Below are 22,310 nucleotides of genomic sequence, written 5' to 3'. Positions count from 1 at the left end.
CATCCCCGCGGGACGGACACCCCGGTGCCGGACGGCCACGCGAGGCCTCTCGGTTGCGGGGCGGGCCCGCGGATTGTGTCGAGTTCGTTTCTAAACGGCCGGCGCGCGGTATCATCGGGGCCTTCGACGATCCGGGACTCCGATGCGCCTCCGCCCTCTTCTCTCGCTCCCCTTCGCGGCGTGGTCCTGCTCCGCCCTGGCCCAGCCGCTGCAGGGCCTCTATCTCGGCGCCGGCGCGGGCGTGAACCTCGCCTCCGATGACTGGGCCGCTCCGTCGGCCGGCGGGCGCCCCGGGCCGGCGGTCGTCGGGAGCCTCGGTCACGCAGTCGGCCACGGGCTTCGCCTCGAGCTGGAGGGGGCCTATCGCCGAAACGACGCGCGGGACCGTGACCTGGCGGATGGGCAGTCCGGCCTGTCCAGCCGGGCGAGCCGGCAACGGCACGGCGCCATGGCGAATGCCTTCCTCGACCTCGATGCCGGCCTCCCCTGGGTCCGGCCCTATCTCGGCGGCGGGCTGGGCGTCCAGTGGGTCCGGGACCGCGGCACCGTCGAGGGGATCGGCCTCCTCCGCAGCGACCCGCTGAGCGACCGGTCCGACACGAGGCTCGCGGACCGCGTCGCGTCCGGGGCCTACCAGACCTTCCGGCAGCGGGCGGAGGGCACGGGGGCGCGCTTCGCCTACCAGGCCGTGGCCGGGGCGGCCTTTCCCGTCGCGGCGGCGCCCGGGCTCTCCCTCACCCTCGAGTACCGCTTCCTCGGCGTGCCCGGCGCGCGGCGCGTGGCGGTGGAGGAGACCGACACCGCCGTGCGGGGCGGCCGCGCGGCCTCCTCCGCGTGGCGGGGGGAGGGCTGGGCCGGGCCGGGCAGCGACCACTCGGTGCTGCTCGGCCTGCGCTACGAGTTCCTCTCCGGCGCCGCCCGCGGCGGCTGAGGGCGGCGGGCGACCGGGCCCTTCGGCGGCCGGCCGGATTGCGCCGGCGGGGGGACGGGGGAAGGATGCGCCCGCAGGCCGCCGAGGAGTCCCGCCGGGACCGGGCGCGGCCGGGATCAGCGGAGGAACGAGGGTGGCGAACAAGCTCAAGGATGCCTGGAAAGCTGGCCGGAAGACGGTGAACGGGTGGCTGGCCTTTCCCTCGGCCTTCTCGGCTGAGGTGATGGCCGGCCTCGGCTTCGACAGCCTGACGGTGGACCTCCAGCACGGGGTGCAGGACTACCAGTCGGCGGTCGCGTGCTTCCAGGGCATGCAGGGCAAGGGTCCGGCGGCCTCGCCGACCGCCATGGCGCGGGTGCCGTGGAACGAGCCGGGGATCATCGGCAAGCTGCTCGACGCCGGCGCGCAGGGGCTGATCTGCCCGATGGTGAACACGCGCGCCCAGGCCGAGGCCTTCGTCGCGGCCTGCCGCTACCCGCCGCTGGGCACGCGCTCCAACGGGCCGATCCGGGCGGCGATGTACGCCGAGGCCGGGCGCTACTTCTACGAGGCGAACGACGAGGTGCTCTGCCTGCCGATGATCGAGACGAAGGAGGCGATGGACAACCTCGACGCCATCCTCGACGTGCCGGGCGTGGACGGCATCTACATCGGGCCGAGCGACCTCGGCATCTCCTTCGGCATCCTGCCGCCGATCATGGACCGCGAGGAGCCGGAGATGCTGCGCATGTACGAGCGGCTGGTGCGGGCCGCGACCGACAAGGGGCTCGCCATCGGCATCCACTGCACGACCGGGGCCTATGTGAAGCGGATGCACGGGATGGGCTTCACCTTCGGCACCATGGGCAGCGACATGACGAACATGGTGCTCGGCGCGAAGGCGGAGATGGCGGCGCTGAAGGGCTAGCGGCGCCCCTCACCGGGCCTGGGCGATCTGGCGCATGAGGCGCAGCTCCTCGTGGTCGGTTTCCGCGAGGAGGCCGGCCAGCATGTCCTCGGAGAGGGTGCTCTCCTCCTCGTGCCCGATGAGGGCGCGGCGGGCGCTGCGGGTGGCGGCGAGGCGGATCTGCAGGCGGGCAAGCATCTCCGCCTGGGTGCCGCCGGCGGCGATGCCGGAATAGACGCGGTCGATGTCCCGGAACTCGCCCACGAGGTCGCGGGCGATGGCGCCGTCGAGCGGGCTGTCGAGCCGGTGCTGCACCTCCTCCAGCGCGGCCCGCGCCATGAGGCGGCGCGCGGCGGCCTCCTCCGGGTCCATGCCGGCGCGGCTCGGCAGCGCGACCTTCAGCCGCCCGATGACCCAGCCGAGCGTCGTGCCCTGGACGACGAGGGTGGAGAGGATGGCGGTGAAGGCGAGGAAGACGAGGAGCTCCCGGTGGGGGGTCTCGAGCGGGAGGGCGATGGCGGTGGCGAGCGAGACCACGCCGCGCATCCCCGCCCAGCCGATCACCGCGGCCTCGCGCGGGCGGGGGAGGCCGTCGCCGGGGGTGGTCCAGGGGAGGAGGATCGGCAGGAGGGCGATCGGCATCACCCAGGCGAGGCGGGAGAGGATGAGCGTGACCGAGAGCGCCCCCGCGGCGAGGGCGAGGAAGCCGAGCGGGTAGTCGCCGAGGCGGGCGAGGATGCCGTTGAGCTGGAGGCCCACGAGGATGAAGACGAGGCTGGTGAGGGCGAACTCGACGAAGCTCCAGGTCGCCCGCGCCTCGGTCCGGGTGCGGGCGCTGAGGAGGTTCCGCTGCCGGCGGACGAGGAGGATGCCGCCGGTCACCACGGCCATGACGCCGGAGACGCCGAGCGCCTCGGCCCCAAGATAGGCGGCGTAGGCCGTGAGGAAGGTGAGGGCGACCTCGAGCAAGGTGTCGTTCAGGAGGGGGACGAGGCGGCTGGCCCCCCAGGCGACGGCCCAGCCGACCGCCATGCCGCCGAGCCCGACGCCGAGGAAGGTGAGCGCGACGACGCCCGGCGAGACGCTCCCGGCCGCGAGCGCGGAGACCGCGAGGCGGAAGAGCACGAGGGAGGAGGCGTCGTTCATCAGGCTCTCGCCCTCCAGCACCGTCACCACGCGCTGGGGGAGGGGGAGGCGCTTGAGGACGGAGGCGGCGGCGACGGCGTCGGGCGGCGCGACGACGGCGCCGAGGGCGATCGCGGCCGCCCAGGGCAACTCGGGCAGGAGGAGGCGGGCGACGACGGCGACGCAGGCCGCGGTGAAGAGGACCGCGCCGAAGGCGAGCAGCAGGATCGGCCGGATGGAGGCCCGGAACTGCCGCCAGTCCGTCCGCCAGGCGCTGGCCTGGAGGAGCGGCGGCAGGAAGGCGGCCAGGGCCAGCTCGGGGTCGAGCCGCACCTGGGGCAGGCCGGGCACGAAGGCGAGCCCCATGCCGCCGAGGACGAGGACGGCGGCGTAGGGCACGCGGGTGAGGCGGGCGACGACGGCGAAGACCACGCAGGCGGCCATCAGCGCGAGGGTGATCTCGAGGGTGTGCATGGCGCCAGTCTGGGCGCCGGAGGGGGCCTCGGGTAGCCGCCCCGGCGCGCAACGGGCGCGCCGGGAGAGCGGGGCCGGGGGGGAGGCGGGCCCTCAGGCCCGGCCGTAGGTGTCCTCGAAGCGGACGATGTCGTCCTCGCCGAGATAGGCGCCGGCCTGCACCTCGATGAGGGTGAGCGGGATCATGCCCGGGTTCTCCAGCCGGTGGACGCAGCCCAGCGGCAGGTAGACGGACTCGTTCTCGCGCAGGAGGATGCGCTCGGCGTCGCGCTCGACGATGGCGGTGCCGTTCACCACCACCCAGTGCTCGGCGCGGTGGTAGTGCTTCTGGAGGGAGAGCTTCTCGCCGGGGCGGACGAGGATCTTCTTCACCTGGAAGCGGTCGCCCTGGATGAGGCCCTCGTAGTGGCCCCAGGGGCGGTACATGCGGCGGTGGGCGCCGGCTTCCGGGCGCTTCTGGGCGCGAAGCTGGTCGACGAGCTTCTTCACGTCCTGCGCGCGGTCGCGGTGCAGCGCGAGCACGGCGTCCTCGGTGGCCACCACGACCACGTCCTCGAGGCCGACGACGGTGGTGAGGATGCCCTCCGAGCGGACGTAGCAGTTCTTCGCGTCCACCAGCGAGGTCGGGCCATGGGTCGCGTTGCCGGCGGCGTCCTTGGGCGAGACCTGCCAGAGCGCGTCCCAGGAGCCGACGTCGGACCAGCCCATGTCGGCCGGGACGACCGCGGCGTGGGCGGTGCGCTCCATGACCGCGTAGTCGATGGAGATGGAGGGGGCCTCCGCGAAGGAGGCGCCGAGGCGGACGAAGTCGAGGTCGCGCTTGGATTCCTCGATCGAGGCGCGGACGGCCGAGACGAGCTCGGGCGTCAGGCGCTCGAGCTCGGCGAGCAGGGTGCTGGCGCGGGCGACGAACATGCCGGCGTTCCAGAGGTGGCGCCCGCCGGCCAGGTACTCGGCGGCCCGCGCCGCGTCGGGCTTCTCGACGAAGGAGGCGATGGCGGAGGCGCCCTCGAGGCCCGGCAGGGGCGCGCCGGCCTCCATGTAGCCGAAGCCGGTCTCGGGGCTGGTGGGGCGCATGCCGAAGGCGACGATGTGGCCGGCCTCGGCGGCCGCGGCGGCGCGGGCCAGCGCCGCGTGCAGCGCGGGCAGGTCCTTGATCGCGGCGTCGGCGGCCATGATCCAGAGGAGGGCGTGCGGGTTCTCCTCGGCGGCGAGGATTGCGGCGGCGGCGATGGCGGGGGCGGAGTTGCGGGCCACCGGCTCGAGCACGATGCGGCCGCCGGCGATCCCGGCCTCGCGGAGCTGCTCGGCGACGAGGAAGCGGTGGGCCTCGGCGCAGATGATCATGGGGGGCTCGAAGCCCGGGCCGGTGGCCCGGCCCACGGTCTCCTGCAGCATGGTCGCGCTGCCGACGAGCGGCCAGAACTGCTTCGGGAACCCCTCGCGCGAGAGGGGCCACAAACGGGTGCCGACGCCACCGGAGAGGATGACGGGAACAACGCGATGATCGGACATGGGCCCTCGCTCAGAACGCGCGACCGGTAACGGAAGCGCGAACGAAAGAAAAGCCGCCCCGGCGGAGCGGGGCGGCTTTCAACCAATAAGTGTGGCCGATCGATTACTCGGCCGGGACCGGGCCTATTCGGCCAGGGCCTTGTCCTTGCCCGAGCGGAGGCCCGGCAGGAGCATGGCGGCGAGCGCGATGAAGGCGATGCCGAGGAGCGTCGCGCTGATCGGGCGCTCGACGAAGACGGTGATGTCGCCGCGGGACAGCAGCATGGCGCGGCGGAGGTGCTCCTCCATCATCGGGCCGAGCACGAAGCCGATGAGGAGCGGCGCCGCCTCCATCTTCAGCTTCGAGAAGATGTAGCCGAGGATGCCGAAGAAGAGGGTCTGGTAGACGTCGAAGACCGAGTTGTTGAGCGAGTACACGCCGATCGCGCAGAAGACGAGGATCGCCGGGTAGAGGTACTTGTAGGGCACCTGGAGCAGCTTCACCCACATGCCGATGAGCGGCAGGTTGATGACGAGCAGCATGAGGTTGCCGACCCACATGGAGCAGATGAGGCCCCAGAAGAGGTCGGGCTGGGCCTCGACCATGCGCGGGCCCGGCTGGATGCCCTGGATGATGAGGGCGCCGACCATGAGCGCCATGACGGCGTTGGCCGGGATGCCGAGGGTGAGCAGCGGGATGAAGGAGGTCTGGGCGGCCGCGTTGTTGGCCGATTCCGGACCGGCCACGCCCTCGATGGCGCCCGTGCCGAACTCGTGGCGGTGCGAGGAGACCTTGCTCTCGAGCATGTAGGAGCCGAAGGCGGCGAGGGAGGCGCCGCCGCCGGGGAGGATGCCGAGCACCGAGCCGAGGAGGGTGCCGCGGATCACCGGGGCGACGCAGCGCTTGGCTTCGGCCCGCGTCAGCATCAGCGAGCCGACCTTGCCCGAGAGGACCGAGCGGGCCTCGGGGCGCTCGAGGTTGAGAATGATCTCGCCGATGCCGAAGATGCCCATGGCGATCGAGACGAAGCCGAGGCCGTCGGAGAGCTCCGGCACGCCGAAGGTGAAGCGCTGCTGGCCGGTCTGCACGTCGGTGCCGACGAGGCCGAGGGTGACGCCGAGCACCACCATGGCGATGGACTTCAGCACCGAGCCCTGCGCGAGCACAGCCGAGATGACGAGGCCGAGCAGCATGAGGGAGAAGTAGTCGGCCGGGCCGAAGGAGAGCGCCACCTGGGTCAGCGCCGGGCCGGAGGCCGCGACGAGGAGGGTGGAGAAGCTGCCCGCGATGAAGGAGCCGACGGCCGCGATGGTGAGCGCGGCGCCCGCCCGCCCGTTGCGGGCCATCTTGTAGCCCTCGAGCGTGGTGACGACCGAGGAGACCTCGCCCGGCAGGTTCAGCAGGATCGAGGTGGTCGAGCCGCCGTACTGCGCGCCGTAGTAGATGCCGGCGAGCATGATGATGGCGGTGGTGGCGGGCTGGCCGAAGGTGATCGGCAGCAGCAGCGAGATGGTGGCGACCGGCCCGATGCCCGGCAGCACGCCGATGGCCGTGCCGATCAGCGCGCCGAGGAGCGCGAAGAGCACGTTGTTCAGCGTGAGAGCGACGCCGAAGCCGTGCGCGAGGTTGGAGAGAAGCAATTCCATGGTGTCTTGGCCCTTCCTATGCCCGGCGGTTCAGAAGCTACCCGGCCAGACCGGCACCCGGATATCGAGCTCGTAGATGAAGACGAACCAGCAGAGGACGCAGAGAAAGAGGCTCATGCCAGCGACGCCGAGCGGCGTGTGCTCGCGGTCGGCGACGGAGGAGATCACGCAGAGCGCCACGATCGAGATCATCAGCCCGGCCGGCTCGAGCAGGAGGCCGAAGATGGCGAAGGAGCCGAGCACCATGCCGAGCGGGCGCCAGGCCGGCGAGATCGCCAGCAGGAGCAGGCCGACGAGGCAGGCGAGGCCGACCTGGATGTAGTTCGTGTTATAGCCGGTGGCCTCCATCACCCGCCAGATGAGCAGGGCGACGGCGACGCCGACGGCGAGCGTCACGAAGTCGAGCTTCTTCCAGCTCTCGAGGTCATCCGGGCCGTTGCGGAGGGCGGCGACGAAGATGATGGCGCCGAGGGCCATCTGGAGCCACAGGACGAGCATCGGCATGTAGCCGGGGCCCATGCGGCGGGCCGAGCCGAGGGTGTGCTGCTCGAGGCCGAGGCCGAGCATGCCGCCGTTGATCCACAGGCCGATGAAGGCCAGGAACATGAGAAGGCCGCCGGCCCAGAGATCCTTTTGACTGACTTTCATGAACGCTCCACCCTTTGCTGGCCCTCGTCGGTTACTTTCTGCCGGGGGGCGACGCGGGGATGGTTCGGGCGAGGGTCATGCCGATGCCGGCCGCCACCCAAGGTGCCGGCCGCCATTCTTGGCGTGCTCTCGTCCCTTTTTCCCGGACGTGCCTCCCGTACTCAGAGTCCGGGCAAACTATGAGGCACGGCGCGGCTCCACAAGCGGCAGATTCGCTGACGCCTTGTCATGGATGCTTCTTCACCTAAGGGTGCGGCGCAACATACTTGCGGGACGCCGCGCCCTGGCGGACGCTAAGGGCATGAGAATCAACGATCCCGCCCGCCGCATCCAGGACGCCGCCGAGGCGCTCGCCCCCGGCCTCTCGGCCATCCGGCGCGACATCCACGCGCACCCGGAGCTCGCCTTCGAGGAGGTGCGGACGGCCGGAATCGTGGCGCGCGAGCTCGCGCGCCTCGGCATCCCGCACCGCACCGGGGTGGGGCGGACGGGCGTGCTCGGGATGATCGAGGGCGGGCGGCCGGGGCCGACGCTGGCGATCCGCGCCGACATGGACGCGCTGCCGATCCACGAGGAGACGGGGCTGTCCTTCGCCAGCACGGTGGACGGCAAGATGCACGCCTGCGGGCACGACATCCACACCGTGACGCTGCTCGGCGTGGCCGAGGTGCTGCGCGACCTCGCGCCGATGCTCGCCGGGCGGGTTGCCCTCGTGTTCCAGCCGGCGGAGGAGACCTTGCAGGGGGCGGCGGCGATGATCGCCGACGGGGCAGCGGAGGGCTTCGACATGGCGCTCGGCTTCCACAACCACCCGGACATGCCGGTGGGGGAGACGGGCTTCGCGCGCGGCGCCTGCCTCGCGGCCTCGGACCGCTTCGACCTCGTGGTGCGCGGGAAGTCGGGCCACGCGGCGCACCCGGAATCCGCGGTGGACCCGATCGTGGCCGCCGCCCATTTCGTCGCCCAGGCGCAGACGGTGGTGAGCCGCGAGGTGGACCCGCTGAAGCCCGCGGTCGTCACGATCGGGATGTTCACGGGGGGCGCGACCTACAACATCATTCCCGAGCGCGTGCAACTCAAGGGCACGGTGCGCACGCTCGACCCCGGGACGCGCGACGTCGCGGAGGGCGCGATCCGGCGCCTCGTGGGGGGGCTGGAGCTCGGCTTCCGGGTGGAGGGGGCGCTCGACTACCGCCGCATGGTGCCGCCGCTGGTCAATGACGACGGCGTGCTGGAGCGGGTGGTGGCGGCCGTTTCCGCCCAGTTCGGCCGCGCGCCGAGCGAGGGCGTGGCGAGCATGGGGAGCGAGGACTTCGCGGAGTTTGCGGCGCTCGCCCCGGCCATGCAGCTCCGGATCGGCTCCGGCACGCCGGGGCGGGCGGACAAGCTGCACAACGCCGGCTACCAGCCGGACGAGGGCTGCATCCCCGTCGGCGTGCAGGCGCTGAGCCGGGCGGCGCTGGAGTTGCTGGCGTGAGGGTCTGCGTCTTCGGCGCGGGGGCCATCGGCGGGCACCTGGCCGCGCGGCTGGCACGCGGGGGCGCAGAGGTGAGCGTGGTGGCGCGGGGCGCGACGCTGGCGGCCATCCGCGAGCGGGGCATCACGGTCGTGGCGCGGGACGCGACCTTCGAGGCGCGGCCGGCGGCGAGCGACGACCCTGCCGCGCTCGGCCCGCAGGACGCGGTGGTGGTGACGGTGAAGGGGCACCAGCTGGCCGGGGTGGCGGCGGGCATCGCGCCGCTGCGTCGGGCGGGCACGCCGGTTGCCTTCGTGATGAACGGCATCCCCTGGTGGTACTTCGACCGGCACGGCGGGCCGCTCGACGGCACGGCGCTGCCGGCGATCGACCCCGGCGGCGCGGTGCGGGCGGCGGTCGGCGTGGAGCGGACGGTGGGGGGCGTGGTCTATTCCGCCTGCACCATCACGGCGCCCGGGCGGATCGAGGTGGAGAACGAGCGGAGCCGCGTCGTCTTCGGGGGGCTGGACGGCACGGTGGGCGAGCCGGTGCGGGCGCTGGCCGCCGCGCTGGAGGCGGGGGGGATGGGGGCGCCCATCGTGCCCGACATCCGCCGCGAGGTCTGGGCGAAGCTCGTCTCGAACCTGTCGAACGGGCCGCTCTGCCTTCTCTCGCGCCAGGGGCTGGCGGCGACGCTGCGCGACCCGGCGGCGCTGGAGGCGGCGCGGGCGGGGCTGGAGGAGGGGGTGGCGATCGCGCGGGGGCTGGGGATTGCGCTCGACGTCGACCCGGCGGCGCGGGTCGCGGCCTCGCGCTCGACGGCCCACAAGCCCTCGATCCTGCAGGACATGGAGGCGGGCAAGCCGATCGAGATGGAGGCGATGCTGGTGCAGCCGCTGGCGCTGGCCCGGATGGCGGGGGTGCCGACGCCCGTACTGGACCTTCTCGTCGGGCTCGCGCGCTCGGCCGCGGAGGCGACGGGGCAGTACCGCCCCGCCGCCTGATCCTCAGTAGCGGTAGTAGGTCGGCGCCGGGGCGTAGTAGGCCGGCGGCGGGGGCGCGTAGTACACGCGCGGCGGCGGCGCGTAATAGGCCGGCGGCGGGGGCGCGTAGTAGGCGGGCGGGGCGTAGTAGACGGGCGGCGGCGGCGGGTAGTAGGCCGGCGGCGCCGCGATGGCCGCGCCGGCGATGGCGCCGAGCGCCAGGCCGCCGATGATGCCGCCGGCGATCGCGCCGCCGCTCGGCCCACGGCGGTGCCAGCCGGCCTCGGCGGGGACGGCGGCCATGAGGGTGGCGGCGGCAAGGCCGCCCAGCACGAGGTTGCGGAACTTCATCGACTTGCCCTCCGGGAGCTCATGAGGATGGCCATGCTGGCCGCCGATTCGCGCCGGATTGTGGCGGGGACGGGGCCGCATCGTGGCCCGTGCGGGCGCCGCCGGTCCACCGGAAAGCGCCGTCCGATACGTAACAAATGGTTCCCGGCCCCGCCGTTTTCAAGGGGCCCGGGGAAGGGCGGTCTGGCCGAGGACCCAGCCCTCCCAGCGGCGGACCCAGGGGTCGACGGGGATGAAGTCGGGGCGGGCGCCGTCGAGCACCGAGACGACGCAGAGGAGGCCCAGCAGGCTGTCCACCCGGTCCTCGCCGGCGACGTCGGCGCCGAAGCCGTCCTCGACCGCGGCTTGCAGCGCGGGGGCGGGCGCGACGCCGAGGCGGTCCATGGCGAGGCGGAGGGCGGGGGCGGCGTCGCGGCGGGCGGCGCGGTCGCGCTTGCTGCCGGGGAAGCGGACGCCGAGCTGGCGCATGGCCTCGGCGGGGTAGGTCTCGGCGAGGACGGCCCGGCCGGGGGCGAGGAGGGCGGCAAGCGTCCCCTCGAAGGGCCAGAGGCGGAGCGGGGCGCCGGCGGCGAGCGCGGGCGCGATCCAGTCCCGCCAGGCGGCGATGGCGGCCTTGCCGGTCTGGTTGGCGCCCAGCGTCCAGAAGAGGGGGGCGCCGGCCGGGCGCTCGGCGGTCGCGCGGTCGCAGAGGCGGGAGAGGTCGGCGGGGCCGGCGAGGCCGAGCGCCGCCGCGTGCGCCGCGCGCGTCATGCCGCGCCGGCCGAGCCGGGGGTAGAAGGGGCGCGCCGCGGAGACGGTGGCGAGGTCCTCGTTCACCTCCAGGAAGCCGGGATCGGCGGGCAGGGCGCGGAGGAAGGCGGGGAAGCCCGGCTCCGGCCGGGCGGCGGCCCAGGCGCGGGGCAGGCCGAGGGGGAGGTCGAGGCCGATCGCGACCGGGGCGCCCTCCGCGAGCAGGCCGGCGGCGAGGCCGGCGGGGTCGCCGACGGGGCGGGGCGCCTCCGCCCGCCAGGCGCCGCCCTCCCGCCGGGCGATGCTCACCCAGCGCTTGGCCGGGTGCGCCGACCAGTCGGCATGGGCGGCGACGAGCGCGCCGGGGCGCGCCGGCGGGGCGGTCAGCGGGAGGGCTTGAGAGGCTGCTGCGCGCGGTCGAGGAGGCGGCGGAAGAGGGTCGGCTTCTTCGGCGGGGCGACCTCGGCGGTGCGGCGGGCGGCGTCGGCGCTGGCCGCGCGGCGCTCGTCCTCGCGCTCCTTCTCCTTCGCGGCGAGCCACTTCTCGAGGCTCATGCCGTTCTTGGCGGCGCGCTTCGCCTCGTAGGCGCGCTGGGCCTCGGTCATCCGCGGCGCGGCGTCCGGCTTGGGGGTGGTGGCCATGGGAGACTTCCCGGGGATGGAGTGAGGCGCCCTCAATGGCGCGACGGGGCGCGGGCAGCAAGCCCCCGGCGCGGCGGCCGCGGCGCGCCTTCCGGCGCGTGCCCTGGGTCGCCTTCCGGCGTGTGCCCTGGGCCGCCCCCCGGCGCGTGCCCTGGGCCGCCTTCCGGCGGCGGGCTTGCGGCAGGGGACGCCGCGGGGCAGGAGCGGGGGCGGCGGAGGAGACGGCGGGATGGAAGCGCGGATCAAGGCGGGGCTCTGGGCCTCCATGGCGATCCGGATGGGGGACCTGGCGGGGCGGCCCGGGGCGGTGCTGCGCAAGGGGGACCCGGACAGCGGGGGCATCCTCTGCGTGCTGCGCGGGCGGGAGGGGCTCGTGGTGCTCTCGCAGACGCGGGACGCCGAGGGGCGGCCGGCCTGGATGCGGGGCAGCGGGGCCACGCCGGTCGACGACGCCGCGGCCGACGCCTATGTTGCGCGCCAGGTGAAGCGGGACCCCGACCTCTGGGTGCTGGAGTTCGAGGCGCCGGACCTGCTGCCGCCCTTCGAGGCCGTGCTGATCTGAGCCGGGCTTCGCGCCCTCATCCGTCGCCCGGCGCGGCGGCCAGGCCGTCGAGCTTCAGCCGCGCGTCGGCGAGGAGGCGCGCCTTGGAGGCGCGCCCGGCGTCGAGGTGGCGCAGGAGCAGCCGGGCGGCGCTCTCGCGGTCGCCCGCCTCCAGCCGGTCGAGGATGGCCAGGTGCTCGGCGGACTGCGCGGCCAGCCGGCCCTGGTCGAGCGCGATGACGTAGCCGACGACCCGCCGGAGCCGCGTGAGGCGGAGCGCGGCGTCGGCGAGGAAGCGGTTGTTGGAGGCCTGGACGAGGGCGAGGTGGAAGCCCGAGTTCAGCTCGAAGACCTCGCGCGGGCCGGCCTCCCCGGCGCGGCCGAGCAGGTCCCGCTGCTCCCGCCGCAGCCGCTCGAGGGTGGGCGCGGGGAGGCGGAAGGCGGGGTCCCGCAGGGCGGCGGGCTCGATGGCGCGGCGGAAGCGGTAGGATTCGTCGTAGCTCGCGGCGCCGTCGATGAGGGAGAGGAAGCGCCAGGTGCCCGAGGGCGCGCGCTCGACCCAGCCCTCCCCCGCGGCCTGCAGCAGCGCGCGGTGGACCGGCCCGCGGGAGGCGCCGTAGCGGCGCGCGAGGTCGGCCTCCCCCACCACGTCCGGCAGGGCGCCGGCCAGGCGGTCGGCGGCGAGGCGCCAGTAGAGGCGCTCGGCCGCGGCGGGGGCGGGGGTGGCCGGGTTCTCCCCGGGTAGGGGATCGCCGGGCAGGTTCTCGCCGGCGGGCGGGAGGCGGCGCAGCGCGAGGCGCCCGTCCTCCCGCCGGGCGAGGACGCCGGCCTCCAGCAGGAGCCGCAGGGCGCCGCGGACCGGGGAGCGGGAGGTGCCGAGGCGCCGGGCGAGGCCGTTCTCGCTCAGCGCCTCCGCCGCCGCGTCGGGTTCGGCGCGCAGCCGCTCGACGATGGCGCGGGCGAGGGCGCGGTGCAGGAGGGCGGCGGGCGGGCGGGGCATGGCGGGCCTCAGCCGGCGGCGGCCTCCGGAGCGCGGCCGGCCGCGAGGGCGCGGCGGAGGATCATCGGGATGATGCCGCCGGCCTGGATGAGCGCGACCTCCCGCGCCGTGTCGAGCAGGGCGATGGCGGTGCCGGACAGCCGCTCGCCGGTCGCCGCGCGGTGCAGGGTCACGCCGACCGCGCTCCGGGGGGCCAGGGCGGCGGGGTTCCACTCGATCGCGAGGCGGTCGCCGGGGCGGAGGCCGAGCGCCTTCGGCCGCCATCCCTCCGGCAGGCGGAGCGGCAGCACGCCCATGCCGACGAGGTTGGAGCGGTGGATGCGCTCGAAGGAGTTCGCCAGCACGGCGCGGGCGCCGAGGAGCTGGGCGCCCTTGGCCGCCCAGTCGCGCGAGGAGCCGGTGCCGTAGCGCTCCCCGGCAAGGAGGACGACGGGCAGCCCCGCCTCGGCGTAGCGCGCGGCGGCCTGCCAGGCCGGCAGGACCTCGCCGGTCGGCGCGAAGACGGTGAGGCCGGCCTTCAGGCCCGGCCGGAGGTGGTTCACCACGCTGCGGTTCACGAAGAGGCCGCGCAGCATCACCTCCCAGTTGCCGCGGCGGGCGGCGTAGACGTTGAGGTCGCTGGCGTCCTCGCCGCGCTCGACCAGCCAGGCGGCCGCGTCGCTGGCGGGCGCGATCGCGCCGGCGGGGGAGATGTGGTCGGTGGTGATGTCGTCGCCGAGCACCATCAGGGGATGGGCGTCGAGCGTGCCGGCCGGCGTCCCGGCGGGGCCGAAGGTCACGAAGGGCGGGCGGCGGAGGTAGGTGGAGGCGGGGTCCCAGGGGAAGCGCGGGGTGGCGGGCGCGTCGAGTTCGGCCCAGGCGGCGGAGGCGTCGGCCTCGGCGCCGGCGGCGGCGATGTCCGCGGGGTCGAGCGCGCCCGACGCGACGGCATCGATCTCGGCGGCGCGGGGCCAGAGGTCGCGGAGGTGCACCAGCCGGCCGTCGGCGCCGGTGGCCAGCGGGTCCCGCGCGACGTCGATCCCGGCGCGGCCCGCGACGGCGTAGGCGACGACGAGGGGCGGCGAGGCGAGCAGCGCGGATTCGATGGCGGCGTGCACGCGGCCCGGGAAGTTGCGGTTGCCCGAGAGCACCGCGACGGGCCGCAGCCCCTCCCGCTCCATCGCCTCCGCCACCGCGGGCAGGAGGGGGCCGGAATTGCCGATGCAGGTGGCGCAGCCGTAGCCGGCGACGCCGAAGCCCATCGCCTCCAGGTCCTCCAGCAGCCCGGCGCGGCGGAGGCGCCGCTCGGCCGAGGGCGAGCCGGGGGTGAGGGAGGTCTTCACCCAGGCGGGCACGGCGAGGCCGAGGGCGCGGGCGCGGCGGGCGACGAGGCCGGCGGCCACAAGGAGGGGGAAGTCGGAGGTGTTGGTGCAGGAGGTGATGGCGGCGATGGCCACGGCGTCGGCGGGGATGCCGCTGGCGCCGGGCGGGGGGCCGTCGCCGGGCGCCGGGGTGGCGAGGGCGGCCGGCACGGCCGCAGTGTCCAGCCGGTCCTGCGGGCGGCGCGGCCCGGCCAGCGACGGGCGGAGGGCGGCGAGGTCCAGCTCGATCACCCGCGTGTAGCGCGGTGCGTTCGCGGGGTCGTGCCAGAGGCCCTGGGCGCGGGCATAGGCCTCGACGAGGGCGATGCCGGCCTCGGCGCGGCCGGTCTGGCGGAGGTAGTCGAGGGTGCGGGCGTCGATCGGGAACATGCCCGTGCTGGCGCCGTACTCGGGCGCCATGTTGGCGACGACGGCGCGCTGCCCGGCCGTGAGGTGGCCGATGCCGGGGCCGAAGAACTCCACGAACTCGCCGGAGACGCCGGCCTGGCGGAGGCGCTCGGTGACCGCGAGCGCGAGGTCGGTGGCGAAGGTGCCCTCCGGCAGGGCGCCGGCCAGCCGCACGCCGAGGACCTCCGGCACGCGGAGCGAGACGGGCACGCCGAACATGACGCCCTCCGCCTCGATGCCGCCGACCCCCCAGCCGAGCACGCCGATGCCGTTGACCATCGGCGTGTGGCTGTCCGTGCCCACCAGCGTGTCCGGCACCGCCCAGGCCACGCCGTCCCGCACCTCCGTGGTCACGACGGTGGCCAGGCGCTCGAGGTTGATCGTGTGCATGATGCCCGTGCCGGGCGGGAAGACGCGGAAGCCGTCGACGGTGTTGGCGGCCCATTTCATGAAGCGGTAGCGCTCGGCGTTGCGCTCCATCTCGCGCGCCATGTTGGCGCCGAGCGCGCCGGGGGTGCCCGCGACGTCGACCGCGAGGGAGTGGTCGGTCGAGGTCGCGACGGGGACGGCGGGGTTGAGGCGCCGCGGGTCGCCGCCGGCCTCCGCGAGGGCGTCGCGCATGGCCGCGATGTCGACGAGCGCCGGGCCGCAGGTGGTGTCGTGCATGAGGATGCGGGCGGGCGAGAAGGGGATCTCCGCCTCGCTCGTGCCCGTCGCCAGCCAGCCGAGGATCGCGGCGCGCCCGGCCTCGCGCACGGCGGGGTCGTCCTGGCGGAGGACGTTCTCCAGCAGCACGCGGTGGACCCAGGGGAGCCGGGGCAGGTCGCTCCCGGCCGCGGCGTGAAGGTCGGTGACGCGCCGGCGGCCGAAGGCGCCGTCGATGGTCCGCTCGGGCATCGTCTCACTCCCGCGGGGTCCCGGCCCCGCCCGGGGGCGTGTAGTCTATGGCGATAGAAAACAGCAACCGGGGCGGCAGGTGCGCTGTCGGGCTGTTCCTGGGGCGGGTTGCCGCGGGGCGGGGCCGGAATTGTGCGGGCGGGGAGTCTGGTGCACTGGCTTCCGGCCCCGCGCCGACGAAGGCCGGGCGCAGGAGGCAGGACGGCAGGATGAGCAACGTGACCCCGGAACTCCGCCCGGTGCTGGCGCCCACCGGGCGGCTGCGGGCGGCCATCAACCTCGGCAACCCCGTGCTGGCGCAGCGCGCGGCGGACGGGGCGCTCGGCGGCGTGTCGGTGGAGCTCGCGCGGGCGCTCGCGGCGGGGCTCGGGGTGGAGGCGGCGCTGGAGCCCTTCGACACGGCCGGGGCCGCCTTCGCCGCGCTCCGCGACGGGGCCTGCGACGTCGGCTTCCTGGCCATCGACCCGGCGCGCGCGGCCGAGCTCGACTTCACCGCGCCCTATGTCGTCATCGAGGGCACCTACCTCGTCCCCGCGTCGAGCGACTTCCGCGCGGCGGCGGAGGTGGACCGGGAGGGCGTGCGGATCGCGGCGGGGAAGAACAGCGCCTACGACCTGCATCTCGGCCGCAGCCTGCGCGCGGCGCGCCTCGTCCATGCCCCGAGCTCGGCCGAGGCGATCGCGCTCTTCCTCGCGGGCGGGGCGGAGGTGGCGGCCGGCATCCGACAGCCCCTGGCCGCGGCGGCGGCGGGGCGGGACGACCTCCGCGTGCTGCCGGACCGCTTCCTCGAGATCCGCCAGGCCATGGCGCTGCGGCGGGGCAATCCCGCGGGCGCGGCCGCGCTGCACGGCTTCGTCGAGGCGATGAAGGCGGACGGCTTCGTGGCGGCGGCGCTCGCCCGCAGCGGCCAGGGGGAGGCGACCGTCGCGCCGGCGGCCTGACCGGGGCGGGGCGATCGGGACGGCTCGCCCACAGCGGTCGGTCCGGCCGGGCTCGGCCCGGCGTTTGCCGGCGCGGGGTGCCGATCGGCCGGGACGCGCCGAAGGCGGCCGATTGGGGCGTGGCCCGGCGACGGGCCGCGCTAGGGCACCGCCGCGAGCTGGCCGAACAGGTACTCGAGCGTGGCGATGCGGTTGTGCTGCACGGGGTCGTCGACCCGGTCCAGCCGGAAGTAGCGGGACATGTAGGGGTAGTCGGCGAGAAGGAGGGTGCTCATGCCGGCCACCGGCGGCCGGGCGCCCCGCGGGCGGGCGCGGAGGCTCCGCTTGAGCTGGTACATCCGCCGGCGGACGAAGGCCGGCCTCGCGCGGCCGATCAGGTTGGCCGCGCGGTACCGGAGCGGCGCGTCCGCCTCGAAGCTGTGCCCGTACTGCGAGGGATAGCCCGCCAGCCGCGCGTCGGCCATGCGGATGAGCCGGCCCTGGAAGTTGCCGAAGTCCTTGTGGCGGACGGGGATGCGCAGCGCGAGGTCCGTCGTCAGGCTCTCGTAGAAGGGCAGGAGCGAGTAGCCGTAGCGCCCGTTGATGCTGTTCTCCCGCCCGAACCAGGACCGGCAGCGGAAGTGGGGGTAGAGGGCTTCCACCTGGTAGCGGGAGAGGAACCGCTCCTTGGTGCCCAGCAGGTCCGCAATCTTTCCCTCCATGGCCTCCCGGTACCGCTGCACGTCCCGCGGCTCCCGGCACACCGAGGGGTCGAACTGGCTGAAGAAGGCCGAGACCACCTGGGCGGGCGATACCCGGCGGTCCGGAAGGCCGAAGAAGTTCCGGAAGATCTCGCCGCCGCCGCCGTGGAGGTTCAACGAGCCGTTCCGGTGCCGGTCGAGGCGCATCTCGTGCTCGGCGTTGTGCTCGAACAGGCCGAGGTGGTTGAACCCGTCGTAGAGGATGAAGTTCCGCTTCACGACCTCCGCGAGCTGGTCCTTGTCGGCGAGGTCCGGCAGCGACTTGTCGAGGTGCTCGAGGGGAATGCCCTCGCCCTTCGCGATCGCCGTCGCGATCCGGACGTCGGTGCTGTCCTTGCCGCCGTAGACGAAGAGCCGGGGCACCACCCCCACGTGCCGGAACAGCGCGAGCAGGAGCCGGGTGTCGTAGCCGCCGGAGAGGGCCTGGTTGACGTTCGTCCCGAAGACGCCGGCGACGGTTCGCGTGCGCTCGACCAGGGCGGCGAAGACGCCTTCCGCGACGTCGGCCGCGCTGCCCTGGATCGGCGGCGGGCAGAGGGCCTGCACGGCCTTCTCCACCGTCGCCCCGGGGAGCCTCAGCGTCTCGCCGAGGTCCAGGCGGCGGACGCCGCGGACGGGCGTTCCCGTCCCGAAGGTGACGCCGTTGAAGACGTATTCCAGGACCTCGTGCCCGCTGACCGCCGGCCGCTTCAGCGAGCGCGCGATGGCGAGGAAGGAGGAGCTGACCGCCGCGACGTCCGCGTCGTGGTAGACCTCGTGGGAGGAGTTCTGGTCGCGCCGGATGCAGAGCTGCCCGCCCTGGTTCGTGATCAGGGTGAAGTGCCCCATGCAGGCGCGGAGCTCGTGGTCGAGGCTCGTGGAGCGGCTTCGCTCGAGGAGCGACCGGACGGCGGGCGCGCCGACCGCGCCCTGGTAGATCAGCGTCCCGAGCGCCGCGGCGAAGTCGCCCCCGCCCAGGTCCAGGAAGCTGCTGATGTCCGTGCCGATCTTCTGGTAGTAGACGAAGAGCCCGCCGCTCGTGGCCGCCTCGATGCCGCGCGGGAAGCCGGCCTCGGCGAAGTAGCGCTTCATGGTGCCGACCGGATCGGCCAGCCGGTCCGCCTTGCGGTCATCGACCCAGAAGAACGCGCCCATGATCCATCCCCCGCTGCCGGTCCCGCGACCTCCCGGCGCGCGAACGACGGGCAGGGCGGCCGCGCGCTCCCCCGGCGCGGCGCGGGAGCGGGCTCCGGCACGTCGCCGCCGGCGGGCTCGCCGAGAGCCAGGATAGGGGCGCGCATGTTGTTCGAGGGTTAAGACGATCGGCGGGCCGCGCCGCGCTCAGCGGTCCGTCAGGCGCAGCTCGATCCGGCGGTTGCGGGCGCGGGCGGCGGGGGTGTCGGCGGTGTCGATCGGCTGGAACTCGCCGAAGGCCGTCGCGGCGACGCGGTTGGGCGGCAGGCCGTTCTGGATCATGAGCTGCGCCACCGCGATCGCGCGGGCGGAGGAGAGCTCCCAGTTGCTCGCGAAGCGCGGGTTGCCGCGGATCGGCGTGCTGTCGGCGTGGCCGTCCACGCGCAGCACCCAGTTCGTGCCCTCGGGGATGCGGCGGGCGATGTCGAGGAGGAGGGAGGTGACCTTCGCGATCTCCTCGCGCCCGGCGTCCGACAGGTCGGCGCTGCCGGCGGGGAAGAGGACCTCGGACTGGAAGACGAAGCGGTCGCCGGCGATGCGGAGCTCCGGCCGGTCGCCCAGCACCTCGCGCAGCCGCCCGAAGAAGTCCGAGCGGTAGCGCTGGAGCTCCTCGACCCGGGCGGCGAGCGCCGCGTTCAGCCGCGTGCCGAGGGCCGCGATCTGCGTGTCCTTCTCGCGGTCCGTCGCCTCGCGCGCGTCGAGGGCGGCGGCGACGCGGCGCAGTTCCGCGCGCAGCGCGTCGAGCTGCTGGGTGAGGAGGGCGGCCTGGGCGCGGGCGCTGTCCGACAGGCGCGCGTAGGCGCCGGTGCCGGCTTCGACCTGGGCCTCGGCCGCGCGGCGCGCCTCGGCCTCGGCGCGGGCGGCGCGGGTGGCTTCGGCGGCGAGGGCCTCGGCGGCGCCGCGGGCGCGGTTGGCCTCGACCGTCGCGGCCTCGGCGGCCTCGCGGGCGCGGTTGGCCTGGAGCGCGGTGGCCTCGGCGGCCTGGCGGGCGCGGTTGGCCTCGGCGGCGCCGGCCTCGGCGCCCTCCCGGCGGCGGTCCAGCGCCTCGGCGCGGGCGAGGGCGTCCCGCGCCTGCTGCTCGGCCTGGTCGCGGAGGGCGGCGAGGGCGCGGACCTGCTCGTTCAGCCGCGTGATGTCGGAGAGGCGGGCCTCGATGGTGCCGCGGTCGGCCGCGACCTGGCGGTCGAGGCTTGCCGCCTGCTCGCGCAGCGCCGCGAGCTCGCGCCGGGCGGCCTCGAGGGCGGTGCGGGTCTCGGCGAGGCCCCGCTCGGCGGCCTGGCGCGCGGTCTCCTCGCCGGCGAGCGCGCGGCGGGTCTCGGTCAGGCCGCGGACGGTGCGGGCCGCGTCGCTGCCGGCGGCGTCGAGGCCGCCCAGCGCCTCGGCGAGGCGGGTCTCGAGGCCTGCGAGGCGCTGCGCGTTGCCGCGGGCGGCGAGGTCGGCGTCGGAGAGGCGGGCGGCGAGGCGGTCGCGCTCCTCGCGCAGCGCGTCGCGGGCGGTGGCCGCGCGGGCGGCCTCGGCGCGCAGGCCCTGGAGGTCGCGGCGGGCGGCGTCGCGGTCGGCGGCGGCGGCGCGGGCTTCCTCGCGCGTGCGGCCGAGGCCGGCGCGCAGCTCCTCGTTCCCCGCGCGCTCGAGCGAGAGGAGCTCGGCGAGTTCCGTCACCTGCCGGTTCAGCCGGTCGAGCGCGCGGTCGCGCGACGAGAGGGCGACGGAGAGGAAGCCCTGGGCGAGGACGAAGACGAGGAGGACGAAGATGATGATGATGAGCAGCGTGGCCAGCGCGTCGACGTAGCCCGGCCAGGCGTTGGCGGATTCGCGGTGCCCGCGGCGGCCGTTGCCTAGCGCCATGGGGTGGGCCTGCGCGCGCTGGCCGTGCCCTGCGGCGGGGTCATGCGGGCCTCATGCCGGGGCGCTCATGACTGCGGCGGGGCCTCGGCGAGGGCGGCGATGGTGCGGGCGAGGACCTTGATCTCGGAGCGGATCTCCTGGGTCGACTGGGCGCGGCCCTGGGCCGATTCCTCGAGCAGGCGGGCGAGGTAGAGCTCCACGTTGCGCATGTGGCCGCGGGTGGCGGCGTCGTGCTCGTCGGGCTCGGCCATGCGGGCGAGGATGGGGCCGAGGCTCGCCTGGGCCTCCGCGACCCGCTGCATGAGGACCTGGTTGGCGCGCATCTGGTCGGTGAGCACCGAGAGGCGCTCCGTCAGCGTCTCGAGCGCGCGGCCGGAATGGGCGCTGCGCTCCTCGCCGCGGGCGAGGATGCGCTGCAGGCCCTCGAGGTTCTCGGCGGTCTGCTCGAGCAGCGCCTGGACGTAGGCGGGCACCGAGCCGCCCTCCGCGCCGTCGTTGCCGAGGACGCCGGAGGAGAGGCGGGTGATGCCGGCGAGCCATTCCTCGAGCTCGTTGTAGAAGCGTGCCTGGGCCTGGCCCGCGGTCAGGTCGAGGAAGCCGAGCACGATGGAGCCGGCGAGGCCGAGCATGGAGGAGGAGAAGGCGACGCCCATGCCCTGGAGCGGCTGGGCGAGGCCGGACTTGAGCTGGTTGAAGAGGTTCGTCACGTCGCCCGTGCCGACCGACATGTTCTGGATGACGTCGGAGACCGAGCCGATGGTCAGGATCAGCCCCCAGAAGGTGCCGAGCAGGCCGAGGAAGATGAGCAGGCCCGTCATGTAGCGGGACAGCTCCCGGTCCTCGTCGAGGCGCGAGCCGATGCCGTCGAGCACGCCGCGCATGGCGCCGGTCGAGAGGGAGAGGTGGTCCGAGCGGCGGCTGGCCAGCATCGACGCCATGGGGGCGAGGAGGCGGGGCGGCGGGGCGGCGGCGCCGGCGGGGCGGGGCGAGCGGAAGGCGTTCAGCCAGTCTGCCTCGCGCTTCAGGAGCAGGACCTGGCGGATGCACCAGGCGATGCCGAGGAGCAGCACCGCGAGGATGAGGCTGTTCAGCACGGGGTTGACCGCGAAGGCGTGCTGGAGCTCCCCGAAGAGGATCCCGGCGACGAGCGCCACCAGGACGAGGAAGAGCACCATCCGCAGGAGGTAGCGCGTCGGGTTGGTCATGGGGTCTGGCCTCCTGGCGCGCCGGGCCGGGCGCTGCCCGCGCCGCCCGGGGTGGCGTTCCCCGGGGTGGCGCGCGCGGGCGCCCCGGTGCCGCCCGGGCGGGCTGCGCTTCCGCGCGCGGGCGCGGCGGCGCGGGGCGCGGGCTCGGCGGGCGGGGGCGGGATGGGCGGGGGCTCGGGCGCGGGCGGGGGCGGCTCGTCGCGGGCCGGGCGCGCGGGCGGCGCGATGATGTCGAGGGCGTCGCGCGCCTCGGCGGTGCGGCCCATGGGGCGGAGGTCGATGCGCGTGCCCGGCAGGCCGCCGCCGACGAGCGCGGACTTCACCAGCACGGCGCGGGCGAGGCTCGTGCGGCGGGCGACGGAGGGGTCCTCCGCCGGGCCCGCGACCTGGGCGATCACCGTGACGCGGCCCGTGGTGCCCTCGGCCAGGTAGCGGCCGATGGTCTCGATGGACAGGCGCGAGGCGTGGTCGGCCTCGCCGCCGCCGGCCCGGCCGGTGAGGCGCCAGCCGCCGATCGGCAGGCGCTCGAAGCCCGGGCCGAGGGGGAGGTCGGGGAGGACCGGGATGTTCGCGCGCAGCGGGCCGGTCGCGAGGCTGGCCGGCGCGGGCGGGGCCTCGGCGGGCTCGCCGGGCTCGGCCTCCGGGGCCGCCACCGCGGTTCCCGTCGCCCCGGTTCCCGCCGCCGTGGCGGGCTGGGCGCGGAGGGCGGCCGGCCGCGTGGCCGGCAGGGCGGCGAGGAGGAGGGCCAGGGCCGTGGCGGCCGCGCGGCGTGCGTCGGGAAAGGTCACGGGGGCGAGGGTAGCCCAGAAGGGATGAATCGTTGAAGGAGGGCCGGGGCGGGGAACCGGGATCGGG

At 75.2% G+C, this 22,310-nt stretch carries 19 protein-coding genes; 6 read left to right on the top strand and 13 right to left on the bottom strand.

Translation table 11 applies throughout. The annotated features are described in order from the left end of the window. The first annotated feature begins 142 nt into the window (after positions 1-142). Both EAH89_RS24310 and EAH89_RS24305 read left to right on the top strand, forming a co-directional pair. Positions 143-931: an outer membrane beta-barrel protein gene (locus EAH89_RS24310; RefSeq protein ID WP_140886297.1), complete on the top strand. Its 789-nt coding sequence runs from the start codon at positions 143-145 to the stop codon at positions 929-931. Positions 932-1,064: 133 nt separating this feature from the next. Then, on the top strand, positions 1,065-1,838 hold the full coding sequence (locus tag EAH89_RS24305) for an HpcH/HpaI aldolase family protein (RefSeq protein WP_140886296.1): 774 nt from the start codon (positions 1,065-1,067) through the stop codon (positions 1,836-1,838). A gap of 9 nt (positions 1,839-1,847) precedes the next feature. Here the strand turns inward: EAH89_RS24305 and EAH89_RS24300 are convergent, their stop codons facing one another. The 4 genes from EAH89_RS24300 to EAH89_RS24285 form a co-directional block, all read right to left on the bottom strand. Continuing rightward, complete coding sequence (locus tag EAH89_RS24300; protein ID WP_140886295.1) at positions 1,848-3,416, bottom strand: Na+/H+ antiporter; 1,569 nt, start codon at positions 3,414-3,416, stop codon at positions 1,848-1,850. A gap of 93 nt (positions 3,417-3,509) precedes the next feature. Beyond that, positions 3,510-4,931, bottom strand: coding sequence for a mannose-1-phosphate guanylyltransferase/mannose-6-phosphate isomerase (locus EAH89_RS24295; RefSeq protein ID WP_140886294.1), 1,422 nt, complete (start codon positions 4,929-4,931; stop codon positions 3,510-3,512). A gap of 123 nt (positions 4,932-5,054) precedes the next feature. Then, a complete protein-coding gene (locus EAH89_RS24290) occupies positions 5,055-6,557 on the bottom strand; it encodes a tripartite tricarboxylate transporter permease (protein ID WP_140886293.1) in 1,503 nt (500 codons plus the stop codon). 30 nt (positions 6,558-6,587) lie between these two features. After that, entirely contained in the window at positions 6,588-7,205 is a 618-nt protein-coding gene (locus EAH89_RS24285; protein ID WP_140886292.1) for a tripartite tricarboxylate transporter TctB family protein, read from the bottom strand. Between the two features lie 301 nt (positions 7,206-7,506). On the opposite strand from EAH89_RS24285, the gene EAH89_RS24280 reads away from it, so the two are divergent. Together EAH89_RS24280 and EAH89_RS24275 are read left to right on the top strand one after the other, a co-directional pair. Next, positions 7,507-8,682 (top strand): M20 metallopeptidase family protein, encoded by a 1,176-nt coding sequence (locus EAH89_RS24280; RefSeq protein ID WP_140886291.1) that lies wholly within the window; start codon positions 7,507-7,509, stop codon positions 8,680-8,682. Then, positions 8,679-9,665, top strand: a complete 987-nt coding sequence (locus tag EAH89_RS24275) for a ketopantoate reductase family protein (RefSeq protein WP_140886290.1) — start codon at positions 8,679-8,681, stop codon at positions 9,663-9,665. Before EAH89_RS24280 ends, EAH89_RS24275 begins: the two co-directional genes overlap by 4 nt. 3 nt (positions 9,666-9,668) lie before the next feature. On the opposite strand, the gene EAH89_RS24270 is transcribed toward EAH89_RS24275, so the two are convergent. From EAH89_RS24270 to EAH89_RS24260, 3 genes are all read right to left on the bottom strand, one after another. Beyond that, complete coding sequence (locus tag EAH89_RS24270) at positions 9,669-9,995, bottom strand: hypothetical protein (protein WP_140886289.1); 327 nt, start codon at positions 9,993-9,995, stop codon at positions 9,669-9,671. Positions 9,996-10,154: 159 nt separating this feature from the next. Next, a complete protein-coding gene (locus EAH89_RS24265; RefSeq protein WP_241667190.1) occupies positions 10,155-11,033 on the bottom strand; it encodes a DUF429 domain-containing protein in 879 nt (292 codons plus the stop codon). Between the two features lie 74 nt (positions 11,034-11,107). After that, positions 11,108-11,365, bottom strand: coding sequence for a hypothetical protein (locus EAH89_RS24260; protein ID WP_162861331.1), 258 nt, complete (start codon positions 11,363-11,365; stop codon positions 11,108-11,110). Between the two features lie 229 nt (positions 11,366-11,594). On the opposite strand from EAH89_RS24260, the gene EAH89_RS24255 reads away from it, so the two are divergent. After that, complete coding sequence (locus tag EAH89_RS24255; protein WP_140886288.1) at positions 11,595-11,927, top strand: DUF1491 family protein; 333 nt, start codon at positions 11,595-11,597, stop codon at positions 11,925-11,927. Positions 11,928-11,943: 16 nt separating this feature from the next. Here the strand turns inward: EAH89_RS24255 and EAH89_RS24250 are convergent, their stop codons facing one another. Both EAH89_RS24250 and acnA read right to left on the bottom strand, forming a co-directional pair. Next, positions 11,944-12,906, bottom strand: a complete 963-nt coding sequence (locus tag EAH89_RS24250; protein WP_140886287.1) for a GntR family transcriptional regulator — start codon at positions 12,904-12,906, stop codon at positions 11,944-11,946. Positions 12,907-12,914: 8 nt separating this feature from the next. Beyond that, positions 12,915-15,551, bottom strand: a complete 2,637-nt coding sequence (gene acnA, locus EAH89_RS24245; RefSeq protein ID WP_140886286.1) for an aconitate hydratase AcnA — start codon at positions 15,549-15,551, stop codon at positions 12,915-12,917. Between the two features lie 209 nt (positions 15,552-15,760). Between acnA and EAH89_RS24240 the strand changes: the two genes are divergently transcribed. After that, entirely contained in the window at positions 15,761-16,492 is a 732-nt protein-coding gene (locus EAH89_RS24240; RefSeq protein ID WP_140886285.1) for a transporter substrate-binding domain-containing protein, read from the top strand. A 140-nt stretch (positions 16,493-16,632) separates the two neighbouring features. Here the strand turns inward: EAH89_RS24240 and EAH89_RS24235 are convergent, their stop codons facing one another. The 4 genes from EAH89_RS24235 to EAH89_RS24220 all read right to left on the bottom strand — a co-directional run bounded on the left by EAH89_RS24235 (position 16,633) and on the right by EAH89_RS24220 (position 22,243). Then, positions 16,633-18,366 (bottom strand): hypothetical protein, encoded by a 1,734-nt coding sequence (locus EAH89_RS24235; protein ID WP_140886284.1) that lies wholly within the window; start codon positions 18,364-18,366, stop codon positions 16,633-16,635. Between the two features lie 186 nt (positions 18,367-18,552). Beyond that, complete coding sequence (locus EAH89_RS24230; protein WP_140886283.1) at positions 18,553-20,250, bottom strand: peptidoglycan -binding protein; 1,698 nt, start codon at positions 20,248-20,250, stop codon at positions 18,553-18,555. A 65-nt stretch (positions 20,251-20,315) separates the two neighbouring features. Then, positions 20,316-21,455 carry a flagellar motor protein MotA gene (locus tag EAH89_RS24225; protein ID WP_140886282.1) on the bottom strand — a complete coding sequence of 380 codons (1,140 nt, stop codon included), beginning with the start codon at positions 21,453-21,455 and terminating at the stop codon, positions 20,316-20,318. Beyond that, positions 21,452-22,243, bottom strand: a complete 792-nt coding sequence (locus tag EAH89_RS24220) for a hypothetical protein (protein ID WP_140886281.1) — start codon at positions 22,241-22,243, stop codon at positions 21,452-21,454. The genes EAH89_RS24225 and EAH89_RS24220 overlap by 4 nt, the downstream gene beginning before the upstream one ends. Between the last annotated feature and the right edge of the window lie 67 nt (positions 22,244-22,310).

Source organism: Muricoccus nepalensis (assembly GCF_006438825.1).
In the GTDB taxonomy this organism is placed as follows: domain Bacteria; phylum Pseudomonadota; class Alphaproteobacteria; order Acetobacterales; family Acetobacteraceae; genus Roseomonas; species Roseomonas nepalensis.
This window is presented reverse-complemented; position numbering and strand designations above follow the sequence as displayed.

Bases quoted from the DNA above. Each gene is read 5' to 3' on its own strand.
- EAH89_RS24310 (WP_140886297.1), top strand. From the start codon at position 143: ATGCGCCTCCGCCCTCTTCTCTCGCTCCCCTTCGCGGCGTGGTCCTGC.
- EAH89_RS24300 (WP_140886295.1), bottom strand. From the start codon at position 3,416: ATGCACACCCTCGAGATCACCCTCGCGCTGATGGCCGCCTGCGTGGTC.
- EAH89_RS24295 (WP_140886294.1), bottom strand. From the start codon at position 4,931: ATGTCCGATCATCGCGTTGTTCCCGTCATCCTCTCCGGTGGCGTCGGC.
- EAH89_RS24290 (WP_140886293.1), bottom strand. From the start codon at position 6,557: ATGGAATTGCTTCTCTCCAACCTCGCGCACGGCTTCGGCGTCGCTCTC.
- EAH89_RS24285 (WP_140886292.1), bottom strand. From the start codon at position 7,205: ATGAAAGTCAGTCAAAAGGATCTCTGGGCCGGCGGCCTTCTCATGTTC.
- EAH89_RS24280 (WP_140886291.1), top strand. From the start codon at position 7,507: ATGAGAATCAACGATCCCGCCCGCCGCATCCAGGACGCCGCCGAGGCG.
- EAH89_RS24270 (WP_140886289.1), bottom strand. From the start codon at position 9,995: ATGAAGTTCCGCAACCTCGTGCTGGGCGGCCTTGCCGCCGCCACCCTC.
- EAH89_RS24260 (WP_162861331.1), bottom strand. From the start codon at position 11,365: ATGGCCACCACCCCCAAGCCGGACGCCGCGCCGCGGATGACCGAGGCC.
- EAH89_RS24255 (WP_140886288.1), top strand. From the start codon at position 11,595: ATGGAAGCGCGGATCAAGGCGGGGCTCTGGGCCTCCATGGCGATCCGG.
- EAH89_RS24250 (WP_140886287.1), bottom strand. From the start codon at position 12,906: ATGCCCCGCCCGCCCGCCGCCCTCCTGCACCGCGCCCTCGCCCGCGCC.
- acnA (WP_140886286.1), bottom strand. From the start codon at position 15,551: ATGCCCGAGCGGACCATCGACGGCGCCTTCGGCCGCCGGCGCGTCACC.
- EAH89_RS24240 (WP_140886285.1), top strand. From the start codon at position 15,761: ATGAGCAACGTGACCCCGGAACTCCGCCCGGTGCTGGCGCCCACCGGG.
- EAH89_RS24235 (WP_140886284.1), bottom strand. From the start codon at position 18,366: ATGGGCGCGTTCTTCTGGGTCGATGACCGCAAGGCGGACCGGCTGGCC.
- EAH89_RS24230 (WP_140886283.1), bottom strand. From the start codon at position 20,250: ATGGCGCTAGGCAACGGCCGCCGCGGGCACCGCGAATCCGCCAACGCC.
- EAH89_RS24225 (WP_140886282.1), bottom strand. From the start codon at position 21,455: ATGACCAACCCGACGCGCTACCTCCTGCGGATGGTGCTCTTCCTCGTC.